Consider the following 24,704-nt stretch of genomic DNA (forward strand, 5'->3'; position numbering starts at 1 on the left):
TTGAGCGTAGAACTTATGAGCTTCTAGATAAGCAATGAGGAGAGAATGTTGGCTACACGATTGGCTGATAAACTTTTTGAAGAGTTTTTGCTGTTATTGAACTCTTCGGGTCTGCTCTCGGCCGCAGCGCTCATCGAGGCAGCACCTTCAAACTATAGGGTTTACCATCGTGCAAAATTCCAGCAACAAAATAATAAAGGTGGGCTCTTAAAGGATTCAGGGAAAACTGCATAGCCCTTGCAAGGGACTTTTCAAATGCAGTCCCGAAGCGATATTTACCGCGATCCTACTTCGGGTAGAGCGGCGGCAACCCACTGTCACCTACCGGGTCCTGCACCCGCTCCGCCGCCGGAATCGTGCGGATTGCCCGCCACAGATCTTCGCCTTGCCAGTGCTGCCCCGTCTCGCTGTACAGCGCACCATTCAGCCCATCCAGCGCATCCGACAACGGCACAAACCGCGCCGCCATATCGGCAAGGGTTTCCGGTTGCTGCCGCGCCCACGCATCCAGCGCCTGCCGCGTTGCTTGCGGATCATTGGCCTGGCTCGCACGCTTGATGTCGTCCAGCAGTGTGCGCGGGCTCGGCCCAGTTTGTGCGGCGCGGTGCACCGCCGGTTGCCAGCGCGCACGCCACCACAGGCCAAAGCCGAGGAGGGTGGTGCAGGCGAGGATCAGGGTGCTGAGTTTCCACCACCACAGCACATCGTTATCGACGACGCTCGGTTGCAGATTGCCGGCCGGGGTGTCGACCTGCAGGCTCGGGTTGTTCGCCACTTGCAGGGTGCGCGCCGGCAGGCTGGTGTGTTCCAGATGATCTTCGAAGGTGTTCCACCAGATCACGTCGACGCTCGGCAACTCGATCGCACCGCTGCGGCTGGGCACCAGCGCTTCGCGTTCTTCACGGCTACCGATCAGGCCGCGCTCGCCGCTCTGGTTGCTCAGCACCGGTTGATCCGGGTAACGGCGCAGGCCGTTGGCGTCGGTGGCGGGCAGGGCCGGCAGTTGCGAACTGGCCAGGCCTTCGGCTTTCAGGGTCAGACTGCGGGTCAGGGAGTCGCCGACCTGAGTGTGATCCGGCTCCGGATTCCAGCTTTCGCTCAGACTCAGGCTACGGGCGGGCAGCCAGGGGGCGTCGGCCGGGTAAGTCAGCGGTTTTGGTTTGACCGTCAGCGGAATCTCCGAGGAACTGACGCGCAACAGCTTGCCCGGTTTCGGGCCTTGCGCGGTCGCGTCCTGGGCGGGCTGGGTATCGACCAGCGTGGCACTGAACGTCTGCGGGGCGATGGTCAGCAAACCGCTGTGCTGCGGATAGATCGCGTAGCGCATCTCGATCACGCCATGACGCACGCCGTTGATGTCTTTCTCGTAGGTGCGCGTGTCGCCCAACTGCTCGATACGCGCATCGGCGATCTGCAACGGGGTCAGGCTGCTGTCGTCGTACAGGGACACCGAGTGATAAATGCGCAGGGTCAGGATCGCTTGTGCCTGCACATACACGCTGGACTGGTCGAGGCTGGCCTCGATGAACACCGGGTCCGGATTGTTTTTCTCTTCGCGGGTATCGCTCTCGACCACTTGCACGGTGATCGGCTGGCTCTGCACCTCACCCAGTTGCAGCGGCGGAATGGTCACGCTGCCGTTCTCTTTCGGCAGCAGGGTGATGATCCAGCGCGTGGTCGCACGATTGTCGCCATTGAGGGTGTTCAACTGGTTGACCTGGCGCGTGCCACGCACCTCGAACAACGGTTCCAGCGGCGTCAGGTCGGGCTTGCCGAACTGGGTGACATCGTTGGTTTCGAGGGTGAGTTCGACCGTCTCGCCGGTGTTCAGGCGACTGCGATCCACGCTGGCCGTCAGCTCGGCCGCCTGGGCGGTGGCCATGCAGATCAGCAGGGGCAGCAAGAGAGCGGTGAAGCGGGTCATCGAGTTTTTCCCTGATCCTGATGTTGTTGCTGTTCGTACCAGAATTTGCGTCGCAGCAATTCCCCCGGGTTGTCCGGAATCTTGCCCAGCCATTGTTCCAGTGCCTGACGCTGTTCGCCTTCGAGGGTATCCTCGCCGGGTTGCAGGATCGGCGCAGTATTCGGTGATTCATCCGGCGGGTTGCCCGGCACTTCGTTGGGTTCCGGTTGCGGTGGTGTGGTCGGCGGCGGTTCGTTGGCCGACTCGCCGGGCTGGGCCTCGCTCGGGGTGTCACTGTTGACCGCCGGTGGCGGCGCGGTCGCTGGCGGTGGTTCATCGCCGGGTACGTTCGGCTGGGCCGTTTGCGGCTGCGGCTGCGGCTCGGCCGGCGGCGTGGTGTTTTTCTGCTTGAGCAGGTTTTCCACCAGAGCCTTGTTGGTCAGCGCCGGACGCAAGTCCGGTTGCAGTTCCAGCGCTTGTTCGTAGGCGTCGATGGCCGCTTCCAACTCGCCACTTTTCGCCAGGGCGTTGCCACGATTGTAGTGGGCGCGGGCATCGCTGCCTTCGGCGAAACGCTGAGCGGCGCCACTGTAATCGCCGGCCTCGTACAACGCCAGCCCTTGCCACTGGTGATCTTCGAAGTGCTCGGCGGCTTCGGCCGGGCGCTTCTGCTTGAGCAGGTGCAGGCCCTGTTGGTCAGGGCGCAGCCAGAGGTCTTCGAAGTCGAAAGCGTAGCTCGGCTGGGGCAGACAAAACAGCAATGGCAGACAGAACAACCAGCCACGGCGTCCGGCGCAGGCGGCCAGCAGCAACAGTGGCAACAACAGCCAGTAACCCTGATCGGCCCAAGTGTCGAGGCGCACGGTCTGGCCATCGTTGCGCAGACTGCGCGGACCATCGAGCAGGCCGAGGGCGCGCAAATCGCTCTCGTCCAGACGCGCACTGTGGTAGTCGCCGCCGACGCTGGCGAGGAACGCGCCGAGGCTCGGGCTGTCGAGTTGCGGCACGCGGATCGCGCCTTGTTCATCCTTGAGGAAACTGCCGTCCTCCTGAGCAATCGGTGCGCCTTCAGCGGTGCCGATGCCGAGCATCAGCAGTCGCGCCGATTGTTTGCCGAGGGCGCGGCGGATGCCTTGGCGTTCTTCTTCGCTCAGCGACGAGCCGATCAGCAGAATCCGCCCCTGCCCGAGGGCGCCTTGCTTGAGCAATGTCAGCGCCTTGATGACCCCGAGGTCAGCGCGGTTGCCGCTTTCCGGCATCAACGACGGCTTGAGAGCGTCGAGCAGATTGCGACTGGTCGCCAGGTCATCCGACAGCGGCACCAGCGTGTGCGCACTGCCGGCGTAGACGACGATCGCGGTTTGCGCATCGCTGCGTGCCTGCAACAGGTCGAACAGTTTGCGCCGGGCCTGTTCCATTCGAGTCGGCGGTGAGTCGGTGGCGAGCATTTCCGGGGTCAGTTCCAGCACGACGACCAGCGGGTCGGCAGGCTTCTGGCTGGTCTGTTCGACGCGCTCCCAGCTCGGTCCGAGCAGGGCGACAATGGTCAGCAGCCACGCCACGCCAAGGGCGACCCACGGCAGCTTGCTGTCGCGACCGTTACCGCCACTGAGCAGCGTCGAGTGAAACGCCGGCGGCAGAATCATCTGCCAGCGCCCGGCGCGTTTCTGTCGGTGCCAGAGTTGCCAGAGCAACCAGCCCAGCAGCGGCAGGAGTAGCAGCCACCAGGGGCGGAACCAGTGCGGCCAGAGCGCGATCATCGGCGCCTCCGCAGACGCAAACGCTTGAGGCGTTCGCGCCAGTCAGGCAGCGGACTTTGCAGATACAGCTCCTTGGTGAACAGGCGTTGCAACGGGTTGTCCGGCCACAACTCACGGGCGACCAGCAGCAGGCTGAACAGCAAGGCCAACGCCAGCGGCCACTGATACAAGGCTTGTGCGGGGCGCGCCTGGGTCGGTTGCTGAGTGACCGGTTCGAGCTGGTCGAGGGTGTTCTTGATCGCTTGCAGCTCTTTACCATCGCGGGCACGAAAATACTGACCGCCGGTGGCCTGGGCGATGGCTTTGAGCGCCGGCTCATCAAGATCCAGGCTCGGATTGACCCCAAGCAGGCCGGTGCTGCCGCTGGCTTCAGGGTCGGCACCGATGCCGATCGGGTAGATTTTTACGCCTTCGCTGGCAGCCAGTTTTGCCGCGGTGAGAGGATCGATTTCGCCGCCGTTGTTGGCGCCGTCGGTCACCAGGATCAACACTCGGCTCTGTGCCGGACGCATGCGCAGGCGTTTCAGCGCCAGACCGATAGCGTCGCCGATGGCGGTGTTTTTGCCGGCGATGCCGATACGCGCTTCATCGAGCCAGACGCGCACGGTGTGGCGGTCGAAGGTCAGCGGCGCTTGCAGGTACGCCTGACTGCCAAACAGGATCAGACCGACACGGTCACCGTCGCGGCTTTCAAGAAAGTCGCCGAGCAGATGCTGGACCAGCGTCAAGCGGCTGACATCTTCGTCCTGCCACTGCATATCGGGGAAATCCATCGAGCCGGACACATCCACCGCCACCAGCAGATCACGCCCGCTGGCGGCTATCGGCAACGGTTCGCCCAGCCATTGCGGGCGCGCGGCGGCAGCCAGCAGCAACAGCCACAGCAGCAGGAACGGTGCTTGCTGGCGCCACGCCGGCAGATTGGCTCGGGCACGCCGACGGGCGAGGCCTTCCAGGTCGCTGAGGAAACTCACTTTCAAGGCTGGCTCACCGCTGTCGGCCACCGGCAGCACGAGGCGCATCAGCCACGGCAGCGGCAACAGCAGGAAGATCCACGGCCAGGCAAACTCAAACATGCTTGCGGATCCAGGTGTCGACGGCTTGGGTCAGGCCGGCAATGGCTTTGTCGTCGAGTTTGCACTCGGGTTTGTAGGCGCCTTCGACCAGTACCATCCAGCGCGTCAGGCCGGCTGCCGGGCAGCGGTTGTCGAGAAACGCCAGCCATTTGCGGCCGTTGAGCGTGTGGCTCTGGCTGTAGGGGTAATGGTTGCGGCACAGGCGTTTGAGCAGGCCATTGAGTTGTTGCAGCCAGGCGCCGGCGGGTGCGCCGTCGTAAGGTTTGGGCATCTGCGCCAGTTCGGCGAGGGCGGCGATGCGCACCGGGTCGAGCGGTTGTTCGGCGCGCACGATCGGGCGTTTCTTGATCGGAATGAACCGGCGCAGGCGCCACGCGGCGAAGCCGAGCAACGGTAACAACAGAAGCAGCAACCACCAGCCCGGCGCCGGCGGCCAGAAGGCAATCGGTGGTGGGGAAATCAGCGGCTGCAGTTGTTCGAGGCCGTTCATCGTCCTGTCCCCGGACGCTGCGGATTGAGAAACTCGCGCATCTGCTCGACCATCTCGCTTTGCGTGCTCAGCGGCATCAGCAATACCCGCAGTTTCTGCGCGAGCAGCTCCCAACGGGCGATGCGTGCTTCGGCCTGGGCGCGATACGTCTGGCGCAGCTCGAAATTCAGCGTATCGAGTTCCAGTTGCGCGCCGCGCTCGGCGAATCGTAATAGCCCGGCAGCGGGCAGGGCGTGATCCAGCGGATCGGACAGCGGCAGCAGCAGCAAGTCGCAGTGCCGTGACAGCAGGCTCAGTTGTTGTTCGGCGCTGTCCGACAGTGCGCGCTCATCGCAAATCACGATGGCCAGGCTGCCCGGGCGCAGCACCTCACGCGCACGGCGCAGGGCCACGCCAAAGGCATCGTGATCCGGTTCGCGTTCGGTATGCAGCGACTGGTTGACCTTGACCAGCCGGTTGAGCAATTGCAGCAGGCTTTGCTTGCTGCGCCGGGGTTTGATTTCGTAGTGCTCGTTGTCACCGAACACCAGCCCGCCAACCCGGTCGTTGTGGCCGAGGGCCGCCCAGCCGATCAGCGCCGCCACTTGCGCCGCCAGCACCGACTTGAACATCAGCCCGGAGCCGAAAAACAGCCGGGTGCTTTGCTCGACCATGATGAAAATCGGGCGCTCGCGTTCTTCATGGAACAGCTTGGTGTGCGGCTCCTGGGTGCGCGCTGTCACGCGCCAGTCGATGGTGCGTACGTCGTCGCCGGCCTGATAGACCCGCACCTGATCGAAGTCGACGCCACGGCCACGGAATTTCGAGTGATGCAGACCGATCAGCGGACTGCGCTGACTGGGTGTGGAAAACAGCTGCACTTCGCGCACACGGTGGCGCATCTCGATCAGGTCGGTGAGGCTGATGCGGATGCCCGGTTCGGACGGCAGGGGGGCGTTCATGGGGGTCAAGCGACGGCTACGACGTCGAGAATCCGCTGCACCACCCGATCCTGATCGATGCCGGCGGCTTCGGCTTCAAACGACAGAATGATGCGGTGACGCAACACGTCGAACAGCACGGCCTGAATGTCCTCGGGGCTGACGAAATCGCGACCGGCCAGCCACGCGTGAGCACGGGCGCAGCGGTCGAGGGCGATCGAGCCGCGCGGGCTGGCGCCGTAGGCGATCCACTCGGCCATTTCCGGGTCGAATTTGGCCGGCGTGCGCGTGGCCATGACCAGTTGCACCAGGTATTCCTCCACGGCGTCGGCCATGTACAGACCGAGGATTTCCTTGCGCGCGGCGAAGATCGCTTGCTGGCTGACCCGGCGCTCGGGTTTGGTTTCGCCATTGAGGGCTTCGCCACGCGCCTGTTGCAGGATGCGGCGTTCAACGGCGGCGTCGGGGAAGCCGATTTTCACGTGCATCAGGAAACGGTCGAGCTGCGCTTCGGGCAGCGGGTAGGTGCCTTCCTGCTCGATCGGGTTTTGCGTGGCCATCACCAGAAACAGCGGTGACAGTTCATACGTGCTGCGTCCGACGCTGACCTGCCGCTCGGCCATGGCTTCGAGCAGCGCCGATTGCACCTTGGCCGGCGCACGGTTGATTTCGTCCGCCAGTACCAGGTTGTGGAAGATCGGCCCTTGCTGGAACACGAAACTGCCGGTTTCCGGGCGATAGATCTCGGTGCCGGTGATGTCGGCCGGCAGCAGGTCCGGGGTGAACTGGATGCGATGGAACTGGGCTTCGATGCCCTCGGCGAGTTCTTTGATCGCTTTGGTCTTGGCCAGACCCGGAGCACCCTCGACCAGCATGTGGCCGTCGGCGAGCAGGGCGATGAGCAAACGCTCGATGAGTTTTTCCTGGCCGAGAATCTGCGTTGAAAGAAAGGTTCGCAGCGCCAGCAGCGCTTCACGATGTTCCATCGGTGACTGTTCCTGGAAAGGGTGGCCGCAGGCGTTCGGATAACGCCGTGGCTGGGGGCGTTACTTTAATCCATCGAGGGGGGTGGCGACTAACGGCATTTTGCGCAAAGTGCGGGAAATGACTGGGGCAATTGTTGGAATTTTGTAGCCGGAGAAAGGTGCAGTGTTCTTTCGGGCCTCTTCGCGAGCAGGCTCGCTCCCACATTTGAACGGCGTACACCCATCAATGTGGGAGCGAGCCTGCTCGCGAAGGGGGCAGTCCAGACGACATCAAATTTCGCCTCATCGCTGGCAAGCCAGCTCCCACAGGTATCAGCGGTGCGAATGCGATTTATGCAACACATCGGTCCTTGTGGGAGCTGGCTTGCCAGCGAAGAGGCCGGCTCAGGCACCCTCAAATCTGGCTGATATAGGTCCCGGTGCCATCCAGAATATTTTTCAGGGTTTCTTCAACTTCAGCCAGATCAACCATGTCCGGATTGAAGGTAATTTCCAGCACATCATCGCCATTCAGCGCATCGGCATCCGCCGCCGCGATCTCGATCTTCAGCAGAGTCTTGGTCAGGGTGACTTTCACGCCGTCCAACGTCGAAGGCTCGCCATCCAGGGTGATCTCCAGCTCATCCTCGTCCGGGTAGCGGCTCATCAGAAACATGTCGCCCTTGTCGCTGTGGCAGCAGAGCATGGCCATGTTGTCTTCTTCGTCGTCGCACGGGTTGACGATCAGTAGGGCGGTGGTCATTTGCATGGGGAATTCCTGCCTCGGCGGGCGTGTTGGTCGCAATTGGGCGCGATTCTGCCAGTCCGGGAAGATTTCTGCTGCTACATCTTGGCAACCTGAGGTTAGAGGTAGGGTGCGCATTATTGGAATCGTGAATGAAGTGGGAGCATTCCGAGGATGTTTTCCGCTTCATGAGTCTGAAAGATCCGGCGCCAGTGTAAGGAAAGAGGCTTGGCGGATTTTTTTTGAGGTTTTCAGGATATTCGCTTGTTTTCTCGACATTTCTGCCACTACTTTTACATTCGGACGCAAAGGAGTGCGCAGACCAAAACTGAGAAAAAGGAACTTTGAATTGAATCAGTATTTCGAGTGGGCCGATGAAATCCGTCATCTGTCCGAAGAGCAGATTGAGCAGATTTACGAGCGCTATCTGAACGGCGAGAAAAGTGCCGAATTGATAGCCGAGTTCCAGATTCCGGCCACCGTTCGCAGTTTGCTGAAGGTGCTGCCGCCGATTGTCAGTCGGGAGCTGAAGTGCCCTTACTGCGACCTGCCGATGTGGGTTCGTCGACACGCAAAGGGGACGCCGGTCTCATTGCGCAAACCTTTTCAATGTGTCAGTTGCGAGCATCAGCATCTCCCTCCCGGCCCGGGGCGGCGTACACCTTGTACCTGCCGAGAGTGCAGGGCATTCCGTCAGCAGCAAATAGCCGCTCAGGCCGAGCGGGACCGTATCGAGCTTGAGTTGCGATACGGCGGGCCTTGTCCTCCGGTGCCTTATACATCGCTGAAGTTTGTTCAGAAACTGACATTGCTGGCGTTGCTTGATGACGGCACAGCGTCGAATGTCGAATGGATTGCGCCCCTCGGCGCCGCTTCACGCAGTGAGTTGCTCGCGCCAACCAGCGAACTGTGTGAGCAGTGGGTCAAAGAGCTCCATGAGGCAAGGGTGTTGCGGGTCGCAACGGCTTCGGATATCAAGGCGTTCGACAGGGCTGACGGCTGCCGAATCATCGATTACGCGGCCGTGCATTGGCACCCCAACGTGGCACTGCAGCCCGGCAAGCCCTGCTCCCGCGCCAACCTGTACCTTGCGCTGTACCAGGAGTTGTCCGACTGCGTACAGCCAGCCTGGAAAAGCGAGCTATACACGCTGATATTCGACATGGCCCGGGAGGAGTCGATCCAATACGTCCGCATCCTGGCCAATGAAGTGAGTTTTACCTTCACCGCTGAGTCTCGTGCCGAAACAATTGTCGGTCAGTTGTTGCAGGACTTCTCCGTAAGCCAGATCTTTTACTTCGCCAGGCTGGCGGTGAAGAACGCGGCGCATTTTTTTGCCACCGGTCAGTCAAAAGGGCGCAATCATGCGGCCAACACCATTCCAGGCAACATGCTCGGCACTGCGCAGGACGCGCTGACACGCAACTGGCGCAAGAATGCACATCGCGATTCTCGAGTGCCGCAGTCGGCGCTGCATCGGCTGTTGTACGACGTGGTGCTCAAGGACAGCGGTGCAGGCTTTTCCAAGGCACCGGGTGTCTACTGGCGCGATGAGCTGGTCCCGCAGTTTTTCTCCCGCGCAGCGCATGAGAACGGCCTGCTCGATCTTTCGCAAATGTTCTGCCGAGAGTGCGACTCTCCGAACATTGATGTCAGCATGAACACGCTGGTGGTGAAAACCATGTGTTACGACTGCGCCACCATCAGCAGATTCAAAGCCTACGAAGAGTTGCCGGACTGATTCGTATCAAGTCCTTGCGCTGAACCTGATGCCACGCTCCGGGTCGATAGATCGGCCAGGAGCGTTTTCGTATCTGAATATGTAACTCCACGAACGCGGCTTTTGGGACGAGGGTGCCGTAAACCGGGGATTCAAGCCGGCGTTTTGCGCCATGAATGCTAGTGTTTATCGGTGCCGAACCCCTTGTTTACGTGCCAATGACCGAATATGTCGCAGCACCGCAAGCAGACACATTGTCGCACCCATTAAGCTGCGCAACGGATGAGCACCCGTAAAGGCATTGTCGGCAGCCCTGACAGTCGTTTTTGCAGATGCTCATTCAATGGAAGGTGAATGTGACCTGAGTGTCGTGTCCAGCTTCACCCACCTGTCACCCTGTTTCCTCTGCCCGAGAATCAGGAACAGGGCGACGGAGGCCCCGAAAGGGGTTTTGCAAGCGACGCTTTCCATCAATAACAAGCCCCAAGCGGAGTACCACAGATGGCGTTCTTCACCGCAGCCAGCAAAGCCGACTTCCAGCACCAACTGCAAGCGGCACTGGCGCAGCACATCAGTGAACAGGCACTGCCACAAGTGGCGCTGTTTGCTGAACAATTCTTCGGCATCATTTCCCTGGACGAGCTGACTCAACGTCGCCTCTCCGACCTCGCTGGCTGTACTCTTTCTGCGTGGCGCCTGCTTGAGCGCTTCGATCACGCGCAACCGCAAGTGCGCGTCTACAACCCTGATTACGAACGTCATGGCTGGCAGTCGACCCACACCGCGGTTGAGGTGCTGCACCACGACCTGCCGTTCCTGGTCGACTCGGTCCGCACCGAGCTGAACCGCCGCGGCTACAGCATCCATACCCTGCAAACCACCGTGCTCAGCGTACGTCGTGGCAGCAAGGGCGAGTTGCTGGAAATCCTGCCGAAGGGCAGCACCGGCGAAGGCGTGCTGCACGAGTCGCTGATGTACCTGGAAATCGACCGCTGCGCCAACGCGGCCGAACTCAATGTGCTGAGCAAAGAGCTGGAGCAGGTGCTCGGTGAAGTGCGCGTCGCGGTCGCTGATTTCGAGCCGATGAAGGCCAAGGTGCAGGAGATCCTCACCAAGCTCGATCACAGCGCATTCGCCGTCGATGCCGACGAAAAGACTGAAATCAAGAGCTTCCTGGAATGGCTGGTAGGCAACCACTTCACCTTCCTCGGCTACGAAGAGTTCACCGTTGTCGATCAGGCCGATGGCGGCCATATCGAATACGACCAGAATTCCTTCCTCGGCCTGACCAAACTGCTGCGCACCGGTCTGACCGACGAAGACCGTCACATCGAAGACTACGCGGTGAACTACCTGCGCGAACCGACCCTGCTGTCGTTCGCCAAGGCTGCGCACCCGAGCCGCGTACACCGTCCTGCCTACCCGGACTACGTGTCGATCCGTGAAATCGACGCCGACGGCAACGTCATCAAGGAACACCGCTTCATGGGCCTGTACACCTCCTCGGTGTATGGCGAGAGCGTACGGGTCATCCCGTTCATCCGTCGCAAGGTCGAAGAAATCGAACGCCGCTCCGGCTTCCAGTCCAAGGCTCACCTGGGCAAGGAACTGGCGCAGGTACTCGAAGTGCTGCCGCGTGACGACCTGTTCCAGACCCCGGTCGACGAGCTGTTCAGCACCGTGATGTCGATCGTGCAGATCCAGGAACGCAACAAGATCCGCGTGTTCCTGCGCAAAGACCCGTACGGTCGCTTCTGCTACTGCCTGGCCTACGTGCCGCGCGACATCTATTCCACCGAAGTGCGCCAGAAGATCCAGCAGGTGCTGATGGAGCGCCTGAAGGCCACCGACTGCGAGTTCTGGACCTTCTTCTCCGAGTCCGTGCTGGCTCGCGTGCAGCTGATCCTGCGTGTCGATCCGAAGAACCGCATCGACATCGACCCGCTGCTGCTGGAAAAAGAAGTCGTACAGGCCTGCCGCAGCTGGCAGGACGACTATGCCGCACTGACCGTCGAAAGCTTCGGCGAAGCCCACGGCACCAACGTGCTGGCGGACTTCCCGAAAGGCTTCCCGGCCGGCTACCGCGAGCGTTTCGCGGCGCATTCGGCCGTGGTCGACATGCAGCACTTGCTGAGCCTGAACGAAAAAAATCCGCTGGTCATGAGCTTCTATCAGCCGCTGGGCCAGGTTTCCGGCCAGCGCGAGCTGCATTGCAAGCTGTACCACGCCGACACCCCGCTGGCGCTGTCCGACGTATTGCCGATTCTGGAAAACCTCGGCCTGCGCGTGCTCGGCGAGTTCCCGTACCGTCTGCGTCACACCAATGGCCGCGAGTTCTGGATCCACGACTTCGCGTTCACCGCGGCTGAAGGTCTGGAGCTGGACATCCAGCAACTCAACGACACCCTGCAGGACGCATTCGTCCACATCGTCCGTGGCGATGCCGAGAACGATGCGTTCAACCGTCTGGTGCTGACCGCCGGTCTGCCATGGCGCGACGTCGCGCTGCTGCGTGCCTACGCGCGTTACCTGAAGCAGATCCGTCTGGGCTTCGACCTGGGTTACATCGCCAGCACCCTGAACAACCACACCGACATCGCTCGCGAGCTGACCCGGTTGTTCAAGACCCGTTTCTACCTGGCGCGCAAGCTGGGCAGCGATGATCTGGAAGACAAGCAGCAGCGTCTGGAACAAGCGATTCTGACCGCACTGGACGACGTTCAGGTGCTCAACGAAGACCGCATCCTGCGTCGCTACCTGGACCTGATCAAAGCCACTCTGCGCACCAACTTCTATCAGACTGATGCCAACGGCCAGAACAAGTCGTACTTCAGCTTCAAGTTCAACCCGCACGCGATTCCAGAGCTGCCGAAGCCAGTACCGAAGTTCGAAATCTTCGTTTACTCGCCACGCGTCGAAGGCGTGCACCTGCGCTTCGGCAACGTTGCCCGTGGTGGTCTGCGCTGGTCCGACCGTGAAGAAGACTTCCGTACCGAAGTCCTCGGCCTGGTGAAAGCCCAGCAAGTGAAGAACTCGGTCATCGTGCCGGTGGGTGCGAAGGGCGGCTTCCTGCCGCGTCGTCTGCCACTGGGCGGCAGCCGTGACGAGATCGCGGCCGAGGGCATCGCCTGCTACCGCATCTTCATCTCCGGTCTGCTGGACATCACCGACAACCTGAAAGACGGCGCGCTGGTGCCGCCGGCCAACGTCGTGCGTCATGACGACGATGACCCGTACCTGGTAGTGGCTGCGGACAAGGGCACTGCGACCTTCTCCGACATCGCCAACGGCATCGCCATCGACTACGGATTCTGGCTGGGTGACGCGTTCGCCTCCGGTGGTTCCGCCGGTTACGACCACAAGAAAATGGGCATCACTGCCAAGGGCGCGTGGGTCGGCGTACAGCGCCACTTCCGCGAGCGCGGCATCAATGTTCAGGAAGACAGCATCACTGTGGTCGGCGTCGGTGACATGGCCGGTGACGTGTTCGGTAACGGCCTGTTGATGTCGGACAAGCTGCAACTGGTGGCCGCGTTCAACCACATGCACATCTTCATCGATCCGAACCCGAACCCGGCGACCAGCTTCGTCGAGCGTCAGCGTATGTTCGACCTGCCGCGTTCGGCCTGGACCGACTACGACACCAGCATCATGTCCGAAGGCGGCGGCATCTTCTCGCGCAGCGCGAAGAGCATCGCCATCTCGCCGCAGATGAAAGAACGCTTCGACATCAAGGCCGACAAGCTGACCCCGACCGAACTGCTGAACGCCTTGCTCAAGGCGCCGGTGGATCTGCTGTGGAACGGCGGTATCGGTACTTACGTCAAGGCCAGCACCGAAAGCCATGCCGACGTGGGCGACAAGGCCAACGACGCACTGCGCGTGAACGGCAACGAGCTGCGCTGCAAAGTGGTGGGCGAGGGCGGTAACCTCGGCATGACCCAACTGGGTCGTGTGGAATTCGGTCTCAATGGCGGCGGTTCCAACACCGACTTCATCGACAACGCCGGTGGCGTGGACTGCTCCGACCACGAAGTGAACATCAAGATCCTGCTGAACGAAGTGGTTCAGGCCGGCGACATGACCGACAAGCAACGCAACCAGTTGCTGGCGAGCATGACCGACGAAGTCGGTGGTCTGGTGTTGGGCAACAACTACAAGCAGACCCAGGCTCTGTCCCTGGCGGCGCGTCGTGCCTACGAGCGCATTTCCGAGTACAAGCGTCTGATGAGCGATCTGGAAGGCCGTGGCAAGCTGGACCGTGCCATCGAGTTCCTGCCGACCGAAGAGCAGATCAACGAGCGCGTTGCGGCAGGCCATGGCCTGACCCGTCCCGAGCTGTCGGTGCTGATCTCGTACAGCAAGATCGACCTCAAGGAACAGCTGCTGAACTCGCTGGTGCCGGACGACGACTACCTGACCCGCGACATGGAAACGGCGTTCCCGCCGACCCTGGTCAGCAAGTTCTCCGAAGCCATGCGCCGTCACCGTCTGAAGCGCGAGATCGTCAGCACCCAGATCGCCAACGACCTGGTCAACCACATGGGCATCACCTTCGTTCAGCGACTCAAAGAGTCGACCGGCATGAGCCCGGCGAACGTGGCCGGCGCCTACGTAATCGTGCGTGACATCTTCCACCTCCCGCACTGGTTCCGTCAGATCGAAGCGCTGGACTATCAGGTCTCCGCTGACGTGCAACTGGAGCTAATGGACGAACTGATGCGTCTGGGCCGTCGCGCTACGCGCTGGTTCCTGCGTGCCCGTCGCAACGAGCAGAACGCTGCCCGTGATGTGGCGCACTTCGGTCCGCACCTGAAGGAGCTGGGGCTGAAGCTCGACGAACTGCTGAGCGGCGAAATCCGCGAAAACTGGCAGGCGCGTTATCAGGCTTACGTCGCGGCCGGTGTTCCGGAGTTGCTGGCGCGTATGGTGGCGGGTACCTCGCACCTGTACACCCTGCTGCCGATCATCGAAGCCTCCGACGTGACCGGGCAGAACCCTGCCGAAGTGGCCAAGGCCTACTTCGCCGTGGGCAGTGCGCTGGACATCACCTGGTACCTGCAACAGATCAGCGCGCTGCCGGTTGAAAACAACTGGCAGGCCTTGGCCCGTGAAGCGTTCCGTGATGACGTGGACTGGCAGCAACGTGCGATCACCATCTCCGTCCTGCAACAGGGCGATGGCACACTGGACGTGGAAGCACGTCTGGCGCTGTGGATGGAACAGCACGAAGGCATGATCGAGCGCTGGCGCGCCATGCTGGTGGAAATCCGTGCTGCGAGCGGCACCGACTACGCCATGTACGCCGTTGCCAACCGCGAACTGCTCGACCTGGCGTTGAGTGGGCAAGCGGTGGTGCCTGCAGCTGCTGTGAATGCCGAGCTTGAGCTGGCGTAAGTAGTGGTTGAATGAGAAAGCCCCGGTGTCGTGAGATGCCGGGGCTTTTTTATGTCTGTGGGTTTTGTGTTGCCTGGTCTGGCCCCTTCGCGAGCAAGCTCGCTCCCACATTTGAAATGCATTCCCCCTGTGGGAGCGAGCTTGCTCGCGAAGAGGCCTTTTGCATCAATACAATTTATGTGCTTGTTTGTTATCCAGCATCGACACTTTATCTGTCGGCCTGGTCAATAAATTACTGAGCGACTGGTCAAACTTCTGCAAGGCTCTGACTTGTACATCTTCCTGTTGATTGATATCGGCCACGATCTCTTCCGAACGTTTGAAGTCCGCCCACACCGGCGTCAACTCTTTCGCCTCGGAACCTTTCGCCGTACCGATGTAGTTCAACTTCGCATCATAAAAATCCGCACTGACATCGGCTTTGATGTCGGAACTGCGCGAAGTGATCAGTTGGCTGTGGGTATCGACGATCGCCACCACATCGGGGTTAGCCGCACGCAGGCTCTGCATGTCCGGGTATACCGTCACCGAGCCGAACTGCCGTTGCAGCGAGGCCTTGACCCAGTCCACCGCCATGTCGGGTTTTGAGGTGGCGACGTAGGCGTCGTGGATCGGCTGCACCAGCAGGCTCTGGCCGAAACCGGTGCCGGCGTTGGCCTGGTAGTTACGCAGGTATTCGCGGTTGGTCTGGGTGCTTGGGCTGTAGACCACGCCCAACGACACGCCGGGACCACTTTTTACCTGAGCGGCGCTGCTGCGCCCGACCGGTTGGGTAAACAATGTATCGAGGGACGAGACCGCTTGTGGCGCGGTGGGTACTGAACAGGCGGACAAGGCTAAAACCGATATCGCCAAGGTGCTGGCAAACGCAAGTTTCATGGTGAGTCTCCCGTGAAGCAACTTCAGTCGAAAGTCATTGTTGTCGCGGCTGTTTGTGATGGGCACACGACAGTTAACTCAGACTAAACCCGCCAAGCTGTAAATAACCTGACAATTTCCCCGCTAATGATCGTGCGATAGTTTTATTTGCTTTAAGTCGAATCGGTTAATTGCCTGGGGAAATAAAAAGGCGCGAAACGATGTTTTGCGCCTTTTTATTTATGGCTGTGCAAACAACCATCAGTTTTTCAAGGGGATCAGCACTTGCTCGTCCGGGGCCAATACCATGAACACCAGCAACTTCGCCGGTTTGGTCTGGCTGGCGTTTTTCGACACCAGATGTTCGGAGCCGGCCGGTTCGTACCAGAATTGGCCCTTCTTGTAGGTGATCGCCTGTTCACCCTTGACCTGGGAAATCACTTCGCCCTCGAGTACGTAGGCCATGGCGGTGCCGTCGTGTTTGTGGGCGATGGACGATTGTCCGGGCTGGTAATCGACTTCGATCATCATGGCTTTCTTGCCGGGGGCGTTTTTCAGCATCTGGTCTTGCAGGACGGTGACTTTCTCGGACGGATCGTGGGCCAGCGCAGCGGCAGACAGGGACAGGGCGAGAGCGGCGGTGAAGAGGTGCAGGGCTTTCATGGCGGATCACCTGTGGGAGGAGGGGGTGGTGATCACAGTAGTCTGCGGGGCGGGGTATTCAAACGGCCAATATTCGGGAAGATCGGGTGACCAATTCAGGCCGGAGGAGAAACAACTGTGGCGAGGGAGCTTGCTCCCGCTGGGCGCGAAGCGCCCCCTAAACCTGGCACCTGATTCCTTCAGACGAATCACATTGGCCGGTTTGCGACTGCTGCGCAGCCGAGCGGGAGCAAGCTCCCTCGCCACAGGGGCAGATCAGACGATGGGGAAACTGTTGAAATCCACACTGTTGGCCAGACGGCTATCAATCAGGTCGATAAAGCCCTGCGCCTCGGGCCGGTTGAAGTGCGCCTGCATCGCCGCTTCCGACTGCCAGCGCGCACTCACGGTCCAGCGTTGGCTGTCCTCGGGGCAGCGGTCGACCATATAGGCGTCGCAGCCTGGTGTCTGGCGCAGGGTGTCGACGATCTTCTGCAGCTGCCGGCCGAGCTCTTCAGAACGGCCGGCGGCGGCGCGCACCTGCACGGTGTTGATCACTTCGTTGGACATTGCTCACACTCCTGAATCAGGCCGGACGAATCCTGCTCATTGAGGGATAACGCCAGTGCAGAATAGGCCTGCACCCCGTGATCACCAATAACCAATCGGCGGTTAATCGCCCAGACCAATGATTCACGCCACTTGTTGCAGAATGTCGCGCAGGCGATCCAGAGCGGTGTCGATGTCGAGGGTTTCAATCGCACCGAAGCCAAAGTACAGACCGCTCTTCACCGGTTGCTGGTAATGGAATCCGTCGATGGAATACAGCCCGACCTCGACTTTTTTCGCCAGTTCGATCACCAGCGGCAGGTCGATCGGCACCCTGCACAGCACCGCCATGTGGAACCCGGCACTGGGCGGTATCGCCTCCAGCCAGGGCGCCAGATCCGTGGCCATGCGCGCCAGAATCCGCTCGCGGCGCTGGGCGTAAATCGCGTGGCAACGGCGAATATGCTTGAGCAGGCAACCTTCGGCGATGAACTTGGCCAGCGCCCATTGCGGCAGGGTCGAGGCGTGCAGGTCGGTGAGTTGTTTGGCGCGGATCACCGCTTCGAGGATCGCCGGCGGCAGGATCGCGTAGCCCAGGCGCAGCTCCGGTAGCAGAGTCTTGGAGAAGGTGCCGACGTAGGCCACGATGCCGCGCTGATCAAGGCTGAACAGAGAGTCCGTCGGCCGCCCTTCGTAGCGGAACTCGCTGTCATAGTCGTCCTCGATGATGATCGCGCCCAGCTCATGCGCACGGGCCAGCAAAGCCTCGCGGCGCGCCTGGCTCATCGGCATGCCCAGCGGAAACTGGTGCGACGGGGTGACGTAAATCAGCCGCGTGCCCTCGGGAATCTGTTCGACCACGATCCCCTCGGCATCCACCGGGATCCCGACCACTTCGGCGCCGTGGGTGCCGAACAGCAGGCGCGCGGGCGGATAACCCGGGTCCTCCATCGCCACCCGACTGCCGGGGCTGATCAGCACGCGGGTGATCAGGTCCAGCGCCTGTTGCGCGCCGTTGCACACCACGATGTCCTCGTCCTGACAGTTGATCCCGCGCGAAAACGCGATGTGCCGGGCAATCGCATTGCGCAGCGCCGGCAGACCCTCGGGCACGCTGTAGAAGCCTTTGGACCCGGCCATCTGGCGCATCGCGTGCGACACGCAGCGGCGCCAGTCGTCATGCGGGAACTGGCCCTTGCTGGTGGCGCCGCCGATGAAGTCATAGCGCAACGAACCTTCCAGCGACGGGTGGCGCAAAAATACCGGCAGATTGCGCCAGCGCTCGATCACCTCGGCGCTGGCCAGTTCGGTGTGGCTTTGCTTGCGCTGAATCTGCGCCGGGCGGGCGTTGACGTAGGTGCCTTTGCCGATCACCCCGGTGAGGAAATTTTCGTAAGTCAGCTGCGCGTAGGTGTCGGAAATGGTCTTGCGCGAGATCCCCAGTTGCTCGGCCAGCAGACGACTGGGCGGCAACTGCGTACCGGCGGCCAGACGCCCGGACTCGATGGCGCCGCGCAGCTGGTTGTACAGCTGGCCGGCGAGGTCCTTGCGGCCATTGATCACGACGTGAAGTTCCATACCGACGCGGCTCCGGGGGGGCGATTGGGGTGTCGGCCAGATTAACTCTGTTGCGTGATTGGCAGTAGTTGCGCAGCACAAAAACCCGAAATTGGTCACCGTCCCCCCTTGTAGGAGTGAGCCTGCTCGCGATGAGGTCGGCACATCCAACATGGCGGTGACTGAATGACCGCTATCGCGAGCAGGCTCACTCCTACAGAGTTGTGTGTTTGGCGGGCGGCAGTGGTGTAGCGATATTTCGTGGAATTGGGGCTGTAACGCCAGCGCATCAGCACTTACCGTGAACTCATCATTCCGCTTCCCGAGACCTGCCATGTCCCCGCGTCTGGACTACTACAACGCATCGCCCAAGGCGATGAAAGCGATGATCGCCATGGAGGCGCTGACCAGCGACCTGAGCATCGAGGCGCCGTTGTTGCAACTGATCAGGATCCGCGCCTCGCAGCTCAACGGCTGCGCGTTCTGCACCGACATGCATTCGGTGGACGCGCGGCGGGCCGGGGAGAGTGATCGGCGTTTGTATGCGATCGCGGTGTGGCGCGACAGCGGCTTTTTCAATCCCCGCGAGCGCGCCGCCCTGGGCTGGGCTGAGGCAGTGACGCTGTTGGCGGAAAGTCATGTGCCGGACGAGGTTTACCAGCAGGCCAAAGCGCAATTCAGTGAGGCGGAACTGGTGGACTTGACCATGGCCGTCACCACCATCAACAGCTGGAATCGCCTGGCCGTTAGCTTCCGCCAAACCCCAAGCGACTGACGTGCACAAAACCCTGTGGCGAGGGAGCTTGCTCCCGCTCGGCTGCGCAGCAGTCGCAAAACCTTTGCATGCGGTCTGTCAGTTAAAACCGGTTCGGCAGATTTGGGGGCGCTGCGCACCCCAGCGGGAGCAAGCTCCCTCGCCACAAAGTTTGGTTTTCAGTTTGGTGGGCGGTGAGCTTTCGTCAGCCCCAAAGTGACTGAAGATCAAAAGATCGCAGCCTTCGGCAGCTCCTACATTCGATCCCATGTAGGAGCTGCCGAAGGCTGCGATCTTTTGACTTTGATGTTTCCCTAATTCGGTGGGCGCTGTGGTTTGACTGACGTCCCAAACGTATTCCCCATCCGCGTACTGGTCGCCGCCGGCGTCGCCAGCCCGACCTGATTCGGTGGCCGCTTGTTCACCGGCACATTCAGTGCTTCCTGATTCTTTTCCGCAGCGGCAGCGCCCTCGGGATTGTTGCCCATCTGCTGACTCAGGCAATCGTAATTCGGCGCCTTGTAGCCGCCCACCGTCACCTCCACACAGCCCAGCGGCTGTTCGGCGTGGGCACTGGCGAAGGCGCTCAGCAGCAGCCCGCCGAGGGCGAATTTCCACAGTGATTTCATGCAAGCCTCCTGGCCGGCCCGAAGCGGCCGTTCTCTGATTGCAGTCTAGTGCAAGCCTTGCGCGAATCCCGTGATGGTTTTTTTGCACCGCCCGTCACACCAGATTCATAAACAGCCATCAGGATGACGGTTTTCAGGGGTACGTCAGCCGTGCAGCGAGGCAGTTCCAGGGACGGTCTTCAGCGTTCAGCGACTCTTGTGCGCCGGGTGAGTCTGGGGCTGCTGCTTGGCTGGTTGAGCAGTGCTGCGACAGCCGAACCCGCGCCCGCCGACTTGCGCATGACGCTGCACATCCCGGCGCAGGACCTGGCCCGGGCGCTGGATCAGTACAGCCATGCCACCGGGGTGGCGGTGCTGGTCGACAGTCAGTTGAGTCGTGGCCGGCGCTCATTGGCGGTCGATGGCGAATACACCGCTGCCGACGCCTTGCGCCGTTTGCTCGGCGGCAGTGGCCTGATGGCGCGTTATGCCCGCGACGATGCGTTCACCTTGCAGGTGGCGCAGGTCGAGGACGTGCCGTCGGCCCTGGACAAAACCACGCCGGCCAGCGCCGCCGTGAGTCGCAGCTACGCCACCGCGGTGCAAGCGGCGATCGAGCGCAACCTGTGCCGTTCGCCGCTGACCCGTCCGGGCAGTTATCGCGCGGTGTTACAGGTCTGGGTCGGGCGTGACGGCGTGGTGCAGCACAACCGGTTGGTCACTTCGACCGGTGATGAACGGCGCGATACCGCGCTGGTGGAGAGCTTTCGCAATCTCAGGATCGACCGGCCGACGCCCAGCGCGTTGCGTCAGCCGGTCACGTTGCTGTTGTTACCGGAGTCGTCAGGGAAACGCATGGAATGCACCAAATGGGAAGGAGTTTCCGGGGGATGAAAGACACCGGACAAGGTTCGATGGTCCAGCTGTTCCTGACGTCCTACGAGGACTTTCGGGTGCGTTTGCGCAGGCGTCTCGGCTCGGAAGACCTGGCCAACGACGTGCTGCACGAAACCTACCTGCGGGTCGACCGCATGGAAACGCCGCCGAACCTGCTGCGGCCCAATGCCTACCTCTATCGCATGGCCCTGAACATCGCCGCCGACCGCCGTCAGGCCGATGCGCGCCTGCTCACCGGCGAGGAAGTCGAAGAGCTGCTGCAAATCGGCGACGAGGCGCTGGACCCGGCGCGAGTGGTCGGTGGGCAAAAGGAAATCCAGTCGCTGCTCAGCGCCCTCTACGAGCTGCCCGCACGACGTCGCCGAATCTTCATCGCGGCGCGGTTGGAGGAGGCGCCGCACCTGGAAATCTCCCAGCGCTTCGGCATTTCCACGCGCATGGTCGAGAAGGAAATCAAAGCCGCGTTGGGGCACTGCGCAGCGAAACTGGAAAGAAAAGTGTTTCAGCGGTTCGGTCGCGGGGCCGGAAAACCGTCATCTGAATAGTGCCCGATCAATTCGTTGAGAATCTGCGCGTTTGAACATCTTTCGACTGACACCTGCCAAGCCATCGGCGGCCGAGAATCTGCACAGCGAAGCCCACGACTGGTTGATCTTGCTGACCTCGGGCCGCGCCACCGTGGCCGACGCCCGGGCGTTGCGCGACTGGTGCGCGCAAAGCGCCGAACATGCCCGCGCTTTCGAAGAGGCCAAGGTGTTGTGGCACAACCTGCAGCCTGCCGCTGAAATGCTGCAATCGCCTCGGCGGTTTGGCCGGCGCGCGTTTCTCGGTGGCGCCATCGCAGCATCGGCGGCGTTTTTGCTGGTGCGCGGAACGATTCCCGGTGGCTTCGAAGGGCTCGGCGCCGATTACATCACTGAAGTCGGCCAGCAGAAACGCTTCGAACCGGCCGACGGCATGAGTCTGGAACTCAACACCCAGACCCGTATCAACCAGCGCTCTGGCGATGATGGTGTGCAAGGTTTTGAGCTGGTCAGCGGTGAGGTTGAAGTGCAGACCGCGCGGTTGCCATTGGCGATGCAGGCCGGAGGAGGGTGGTTGCGGGCGAGTCAGGCGCGGTTCAATTTGCGTAATACCGATCAGCAAGTCTGCGTGACCTGCCTGGATGGTTCGGTGGACGTCAATGTCGATGGCCGCAGTCTGCGTTTGCAGCAGGGTGAGCAACTGACCTACGACGGGCAACAGGTGGGCGCGGTGCAGAGCGTCGACACCGCAGCGGTGATGAACTGGCGCCAACAGGTACTGGTATTCAACGGCGCAACCCTCAGCCAGATGATCGACGAGATCAACCGCTACCGCCCCGGCATGTTGCTGCTGCTCAACCGCGACCTCGGCCAACGCCGCGTCCAGGCCCGCTTCAGCCTCGACCAACTCGCCGGCGTCGCACTGCTGATCCGCGACGCCTACGGCGTCAAATGCACCGAACTCCCCGGCGGCGTCGTCGTCCTCAGCTAAAACCCCACCACCCCCTGTGGGAGCTGACTTCCCAGCGATGACGGCCTGCCAGCCAACCAATCTCTCCCAGACCGCATACGATCCAATTGTAGGAGTGAGCCCGCTCGCGATGACGGCCCGACAGCCGACCAATATCTACCGGCTTGTGGGAGCTGACCTACCAGCGATGACAGCTCACAAACCAACCATTCCCCAACTGACAAAACCCAATCCCATTGTGGGAGCGGGCTTGCTCGCGAAGGCGCCCGTTCAACCACATCATCATCAACTGACCCACCGCCTTCGCGAGCAAGCCCGCTCCCACAGGGTTTTGCAGTGATGCTGACTACTCCAGCGGCCCAATCACCTGCCGATACCGCTCCACCCCCTGCGCCGTCTCCCGCGTCAACCGAACCTCCAACCCCAACGGATCCTCCCGCCGATTCCCACTCAACTGCCGCCACCCCTTATCCACCTCCCAAACCCGCACCTGCACATCACTCACCCCATCCAACACCGCCACCCCAGCCCCCGGCGCCGGCAACGGATAACGACTGCGCGCCTCAGCCACCGCCCGATACAACGTATCCCCCTTGACCCACCAACGCACCCGCTGCAAAGCCCCAGGCTGATCCGCCGCACTGCGAATGATATCCAGCCGAAACCCTTTGCTATCACTGCTACGCACAGTAATCGCGGGCGGCGCACTCAGCGGTTCATCATCCACGCCCACCTTCTTCGGCTCGGTCAACTCAATCCCCGCGCGCATCTCCACATCCCGCTGCAACTGATTCAACGCCCGCAACAAACTGTCACTCTGCTCACTGCTCGCCTGCAAATGACTGTCCGCCCGCGTCACACTGTCCAGCCCGCGCCAGGCAATCAAACTGACCACCGCCATCAGCAAAATAGCGACCATCACCTCGATCAGGGTAAAGCCCCGTTGATCGCTCATTGCACACTGATCCTTCCACTGGCATCACGCAGCACACTCAGCCGATTGAGCCCATCCGACAGGGTCAATTGCAGCGGCGGATTGATCCACTCGGCGTTAAGCACCACCTTCTGCTTCGGCTCCACCCGCACCTCCAGCTTCGGACTCTGCCAGGTGCGCGGCCGCAACTGCGGGTCATCCTTGAAATGCTCAAACCCCCGACCACTGTCACTGCGCCGACTGAAGCGAAACCCCTTGCCATCACTCACCCAAACAATCGGGCGGCCATCGGCGCGCGCCTCCGCCTGCGCCACCTGCAGCAACTGCGCCACACGCTCGGCGTCCTTGCGCAGCAACTGCAGCGGATCCGGCTTGATACTCAGACTGATCGCCGCACTGGCAATCCCGATGATCACCAGCACCACCATCAACTCGATCAGCGTAAAACCCTGTTGCTTGACCACGTTCATCGGTTGTGCACTCCGTTGCGTCCTGCCCCGTCCCAAAAAAACATCCTGCACGGCCAACATGTAAGGCGTGTGAAATAAAACCGTGAGAATTGCCGCGTAGCCTGTCAGCAGGGACAAAAAGGAGATTCAGCCCATGATGCTCACCACCCGCATATCCCCCCCGCAAACCGTCCAGGCCCTCGCACTGCTCGCCGCCCTGGTCGGCGTCGCGACCTGGTCGTCGCTACTCCTGACCTCCGCCGAATCCCACACCCCACCAGCCCCCCCGCAAATGCTCGCGGCGCGCAGTGATAGCCCGGCGTTGCAGTGGTTTTCCAATCAAACGGCGCCGGTGGATATCAAGGTGAGCGGGGTGATGGCGGGGAGTCGCGGGGCGGTGGCGATTTTGAGTTTGAACGATGGACCGCCGAGGAGTTTTTGCTGGGGGAGAAGGTGGGGCCTGGGGTGAAGTTGGTGGCGGTGGAGGGGGATGGGGTGGTGATTGAGCAGAGTGGGGAGAGGGTGCGGTTGGGGGTGGAGAGGTTGGGGGAAGGGGTGATTTTGCCGAGTCTTAAGAGGCCCTGATTTGTTGAACGGAGTCGTTATTTTTGCCGTTTAGTTGAATGCCGGTTCAAGGCCCTCCAATGGCAGGTAGCCGAGACGCAAGCGAGTGCATGTTGTCGCTCCCGGGCTGATGTGGGTAGTCGAAAATGTCCGCTATCGGTCCAGAGTGTGTAAAAACGCTTCGCCAAAATTGAAGTGTGCGCGTCTACGTTAAATCTGAAATTTATCGGCACGTCAGCAGATGTGGATTTCGCGTAGAAGCGCGATTTTCAGTCCGGTTTTCAGTACCTGTCGCGCTCAAAAACGTTTTTACACAGCCTCGGCCAGAAGCGGACGCCGCTATTTGACTTATCTCGGGCTGTGAGACCATCAGCTCTTGATTGAGTAACCACCCTCGTCTAGCCTCCAAAGATTGTGGAGGT

At 61.2% G+C, this 24,704-nt stretch carries 20 protein-coding genes and 1 pseudogene; 7 read left to right on the forward strand and 14 right to left on the reverse strand.

Going from position 1 to position 24,704, the window contains the following annotated elements:
• Positions 1-286: 286 nt before the first annotated feature.
• From JFU48_RS19890 to JFU48_RS19920, 7 genes are all read right to left on the reverse strand, one after another.
• Positions 287-1,924, reverse strand: coding sequence for a BatD family protein (locus JFU48_RS19890; protein ID WP_003225687.1), 1,638 nt, complete (start codon positions 1,922-1,924; stop codon positions 287-289).
• Positions 1,921-3,663, reverse strand: a complete 1,743-nt coding sequence (locus tag JFU48_RS19895) for a tetratricopeptide repeat protein (RefSeq protein ID WP_201137399.1) — start codon at positions 3,661-3,663, stop codon at positions 1,921-1,923. The genes JFU48_RS19890 and JFU48_RS19895 overlap by 4 nt, the downstream gene beginning before the upstream one ends.
• Positions 3,660-4,739, reverse strand: coding sequence for a vWA domain-containing protein (locus JFU48_RS19900; RefSeq protein WP_201137400.1), 1,080 nt, complete (start codon positions 4,737-4,739; stop codon positions 3,660-3,662). Before JFU48_RS19900 ends, JFU48_RS19895 begins: the two co-directional genes overlap by 4 nt.
• On the reverse strand, positions 4,732-5,229 hold the full coding sequence (locus JFU48_RS19905) for a DUF4381 domain-containing protein (RefSeq protein WP_003225681.1): 498 nt from the start codon (positions 5,227-5,229) through the stop codon (positions 4,732-4,734). Before JFU48_RS19905 ends, JFU48_RS19900 begins: the two co-directional genes overlap by 8 nt.
• On the reverse strand, positions 5,226-6,170 hold the full coding sequence (locus tag JFU48_RS19910; RefSeq protein WP_103520886.1) for a DUF58 domain-containing protein: 945 nt from the start codon (positions 6,168-6,170) through the stop codon (positions 5,226-5,228). Before JFU48_RS19910 ends, JFU48_RS19905 begins: the two co-directional genes overlap by 4 nt.
• Before the next feature lie 5 nt (positions 6,171-6,175).
• On the reverse strand, positions 6,176-7,135 hold the full coding sequence (locus JFU48_RS19915; RefSeq protein ID WP_003218556.1) for an AAA family ATPase: 960 nt from the start codon (positions 7,133-7,135) through the stop codon (positions 6,176-6,178).
• Positions 7,136-7,529: 394 nt separating this feature from the next.
• Positions 7,530-7,883 (reverse strand): hypothetical protein, encoded by a 354-nt coding sequence (locus JFU48_RS19920; protein ID WP_003225678.1) that lies wholly within the window; start codon positions 7,881-7,883, stop codon positions 7,530-7,532.
• A gap of 325 nt (positions 7,884-8,208) precedes the next feature.
• Between JFU48_RS19920 and JFU48_RS19925 the strand changes: the two genes are divergently transcribed.
• Together JFU48_RS19925 and JFU48_RS19930 are read left to right on the forward strand one after the other, a co-directional pair.
• Complete coding sequence (locus JFU48_RS19925) at positions 8,209-9,600, forward strand: hypothetical protein (RefSeq protein WP_201137401.1); 1,392 nt, start codon at positions 8,209-8,211, stop codon at positions 9,598-9,600.
• Between the two features lie 480 nt (positions 9,601-10,080).
• Complete coding sequence (locus JFU48_RS19930; RefSeq protein ID WP_201137402.1) at positions 10,081-14,976, forward strand: NAD-glutamate dehydrogenase; 4,896 nt, start codon at positions 10,081-10,083, stop codon at positions 14,974-14,976.
• 165 nt (positions 14,977-15,141) lie between these two features.
• Here the strand turns inward: JFU48_RS19930 and JFU48_RS19935 are convergent, their stop codons facing one another.
• The 4 genes from JFU48_RS19935 to pdxR all read right to left on the reverse strand — a co-directional run bounded on the left by JFU48_RS19935 (position 15,142) and on the right by pdxR (position 18,603).
• Positions 15,142-15,855 (reverse strand): ATPase, encoded by a 714-nt coding sequence (locus JFU48_RS19935; RefSeq protein WP_201137403.1) that lies wholly within the window; start codon positions 15,853-15,855, stop codon positions 15,142-15,144.
• Positions 15,856-16,095: 240 nt separating this feature from the next.
• Entirely contained in the window at positions 16,096-16,497 is a 402-nt protein-coding gene (locus JFU48_RS19940) for a cupin domain-containing protein (RefSeq protein ID WP_103486381.1), read from the reverse strand.
• A 255-nt stretch (positions 16,498-16,752) separates the two neighbouring features.
• Positions 16,753-17,046: a putative quinol monooxygenase gene (locus tag JFU48_RS19945; protein ID WP_003225668.1), complete on the reverse strand. Its 294-nt coding sequence runs from the start codon at positions 17,044-17,046 to the stop codon at positions 16,753-16,755.
• 123 nt (positions 17,047-17,169) lie between these two features.
• A complete protein-coding gene (gene pdxR, locus JFU48_RS19950; RefSeq protein ID WP_201137404.1) occupies positions 17,170-18,603 on the reverse strand; it encodes a MocR-like pyridoxine biosynthesis transcription factor PdxR in 1,434 nt (477 codons plus the stop codon).
• Positions 18,604-18,916: 313 nt separating this feature from the next.
• Here pdxR and JFU48_RS19955 point away from each other — a divergent pair, with 313 nt between their 5' ends.
• The gene (locus JFU48_RS19955) at positions 18,917-19,357 is read left to right on the forward strand and encodes a carboxymuconolactone decarboxylase family protein (protein WP_003225663.1); all 441 of its coding nucleotides are present in this window, start codon (positions 18,917-18,919) and stop codon (positions 19,355-19,357) included.
• A gap of 293 nt (positions 19,358-19,650) precedes the next feature.
• On the opposite strand, the gene JFU48_RS19960 is transcribed toward JFU48_RS19955, so the two are convergent.
• Positions 19,651-19,965, reverse strand: a complete 315-nt coding sequence (locus tag JFU48_RS19960) for a hypothetical protein (protein ID WP_201137405.1) — start codon at positions 19,963-19,965, stop codon at positions 19,651-19,653.
• Positions 19,966-20,172: 207 nt separating this feature from the next.
• Here JFU48_RS19960 and JFU48_RS19965 point away from each other — a divergent pair, with 207 nt between their 5' ends.
• From JFU48_RS19965 to JFU48_RS19975, 3 genes are read left to right on the forward strand one after another with little or no spacing between them, the layout of a single operon-like run.
• Complete coding sequence (locus JFU48_RS19965; RefSeq protein WP_045122491.1) at positions 20,173-20,838, forward strand: secretin and TonB N-terminal domain-containing protein; 666 nt, start codon at positions 20,173-20,175, stop codon at positions 20,836-20,838.
• A complete protein-coding gene (locus JFU48_RS19970; protein WP_003225656.1) occupies positions 20,835-21,386 on the forward strand; it encodes an RNA polymerase sigma factor in 552 nt (183 codons plus the stop codon). The genes JFU48_RS19965 and JFU48_RS19970 overlap by 4 nt, the downstream gene beginning before the upstream one ends.
• A gap of 31 nt (positions 21,387-21,417) precedes the next feature.
• Complete coding sequence (locus JFU48_RS19975; RefSeq protein ID WP_201137406.1) at positions 21,418-22,356, forward strand: FecR family protein; 939 nt, start codon at positions 21,418-21,420, stop codon at positions 22,354-22,356.
• Between the two features lie 325 nt (positions 22,357-22,681).
• On the opposite strand, the gene JFU48_RS19980 is transcribed toward JFU48_RS19975, so the two are convergent.
• Both JFU48_RS19980 and gspH read right to left on the reverse strand, forming a co-directional pair.
• Entirely contained in the window at positions 22,682-23,290 is a 609-nt protein-coding gene (locus JFU48_RS19980) for a prepilin-type N-terminal cleavage/methylation domain-containing protein (protein ID WP_201137407.1), read from the reverse strand.
• The gene (gene gspH / locus JFU48_RS19985; RefSeq protein ID WP_201137408.1) at positions 23,287-23,739 is read right to left on the reverse strand and encodes a type II secretion system minor pseudopilin GspH; all 453 of its coding nucleotides are present in this window, start codon (positions 23,737-23,739) and stop codon (positions 23,287-23,289) included. Before gspH ends, JFU48_RS19980 begins: the two co-directional genes overlap by 4 nt.
• Before the next feature lie 133 nt (positions 23,740-23,872).
• Here gspH and JFU48_RS19990 point away from each other — a divergent pair.
• Positions 23,873-24,303 (forward strand): annotated as a pseudogene (locus JFU48_RS19990) (type II secretion system protein N).
• The last annotated feature ends 401 nt before the right edge of the window (positions 24,304-24,704 follow it).

The organism is Pseudomonas sp. TH49 (genome assembly GCF_016650625.1).
GTDB classification, from domain to species: Bacteria; Pseudomonadota; Gammaproteobacteria; order Pseudomonadales; family Pseudomonadaceae; genus Aquipseudomonas; species Aquipseudomonas fluorescens_H.

Excerpts from the sequence above, each read along its gene's own strand:
- JFU48_RS19890 (WP_003225687.1), bottom strand. The coding sequence starts at position 1,924 with ATGACCCGCTTCACCGCTCTCTTGCTGCCCCTGCTGATCTGCATGGCC.
- JFU48_RS19895 (WP_201137399.1), bottom strand. The coding sequence starts at position 3,663 with ATGATCGCGCTCTGGCCGCACTGGTTCCGCCCCTGGTGGCTGCTACTC.
- JFU48_RS19900 (WP_201137400.1), bottom strand. The coding sequence starts at position 4,739 with ATGTTTGAGTTTGCCTGGCCGTGGATCTTCCTGCTGTTGCCGCTGCCG.
- JFU48_RS19905 (WP_003225681.1), bottom strand. The coding sequence starts at position 5,229 with ATGAACGGCCTCGAACAACTGCAGCCGCTGATTTCCCCACCACCGATT.
- JFU48_RS19910 (WP_103520886.1), bottom strand. The coding sequence starts at position 6,170 with ATGAACGCCCCCCTGCCGTCCGAACCGGGCATCCGCATCAGCCTCACC.
- JFU48_RS19915 (WP_003218556.1), bottom strand. The coding sequence starts at position 7,135 with ATGGAACATCGTGAAGCGCTGCTGGCGCTGCGAACCTTTCTTTCAACG.
- JFU48_RS19920 (WP_003225678.1), bottom strand. The coding sequence starts at position 7,883 with ATGCAAATGACCACCGCCCTACTGATCGTCAACCCGTGCGACGACGAA.
- JFU48_RS19930 (WP_201137402.1), top strand. The coding sequence starts at position 10,081 with ATGGCGTTCTTCACCGCAGCCAGCAAAGCCGACTTCCAGCACCAACTG.
- JFU48_RS19935 (WP_201137403.1), bottom strand. The coding sequence starts at position 15,855 with ATGAAACTTGCGTTTGCCAGCACCTTGGCGATATCGGTTTTAGCCTTG.
- JFU48_RS19940 (WP_103486381.1), bottom strand. The coding sequence starts at position 16,497 with ATGAAAGCCCTGCACCTCTTCACCGCCGCTCTCGCCCTGTCCCTGTCT.
- JFU48_RS19945 (WP_003225668.1), bottom strand. The coding sequence starts at position 17,046 with ATGTCCAACGAAGTGATCAACACCGTGCAGGTGCGCGCCGCCGCCGGC.
- pdxR (WP_201137404.1), bottom strand. The coding sequence starts at position 18,603 with ATGGAACTTCACGTCGTGATCAATGGCCGCAAGGACCTCGCCGGCCAG.
- JFU48_RS19955 (WP_003225663.1), top strand. The coding sequence starts at position 18,917 with ATGTCCCCGCGTCTGGACTACTACAACGCATCGCCCAAGGCGATGAAA.
- JFU48_RS19960 (WP_201137405.1), bottom strand. The coding sequence starts at position 19,965 with ATGAAATCACTGTGGAAATTCGCCCTCGGCGGGCTGCTGCTGAGCGCC.
- JFU48_RS19970 (WP_003225656.1), top strand. The coding sequence starts at position 20,835 with ATGAAAGACACCGGACAAGGTTCGATGGTCCAGCTGTTCCTGACGTCC.
- JFU48_RS19980 (WP_201137407.1), bottom strand. The coding sequence starts at position 23,290 with ATGAGCGATCAACGGGGCTTTACCCTGATCGAGGTGATGGTCGCTATT.
- gspH (WP_201137408.1), bottom strand. The coding sequence starts at position 23,739 with ATGAACGTGGTCAAGCAACAGGGTTTTACGCTGATCGAGTTGATGGTG.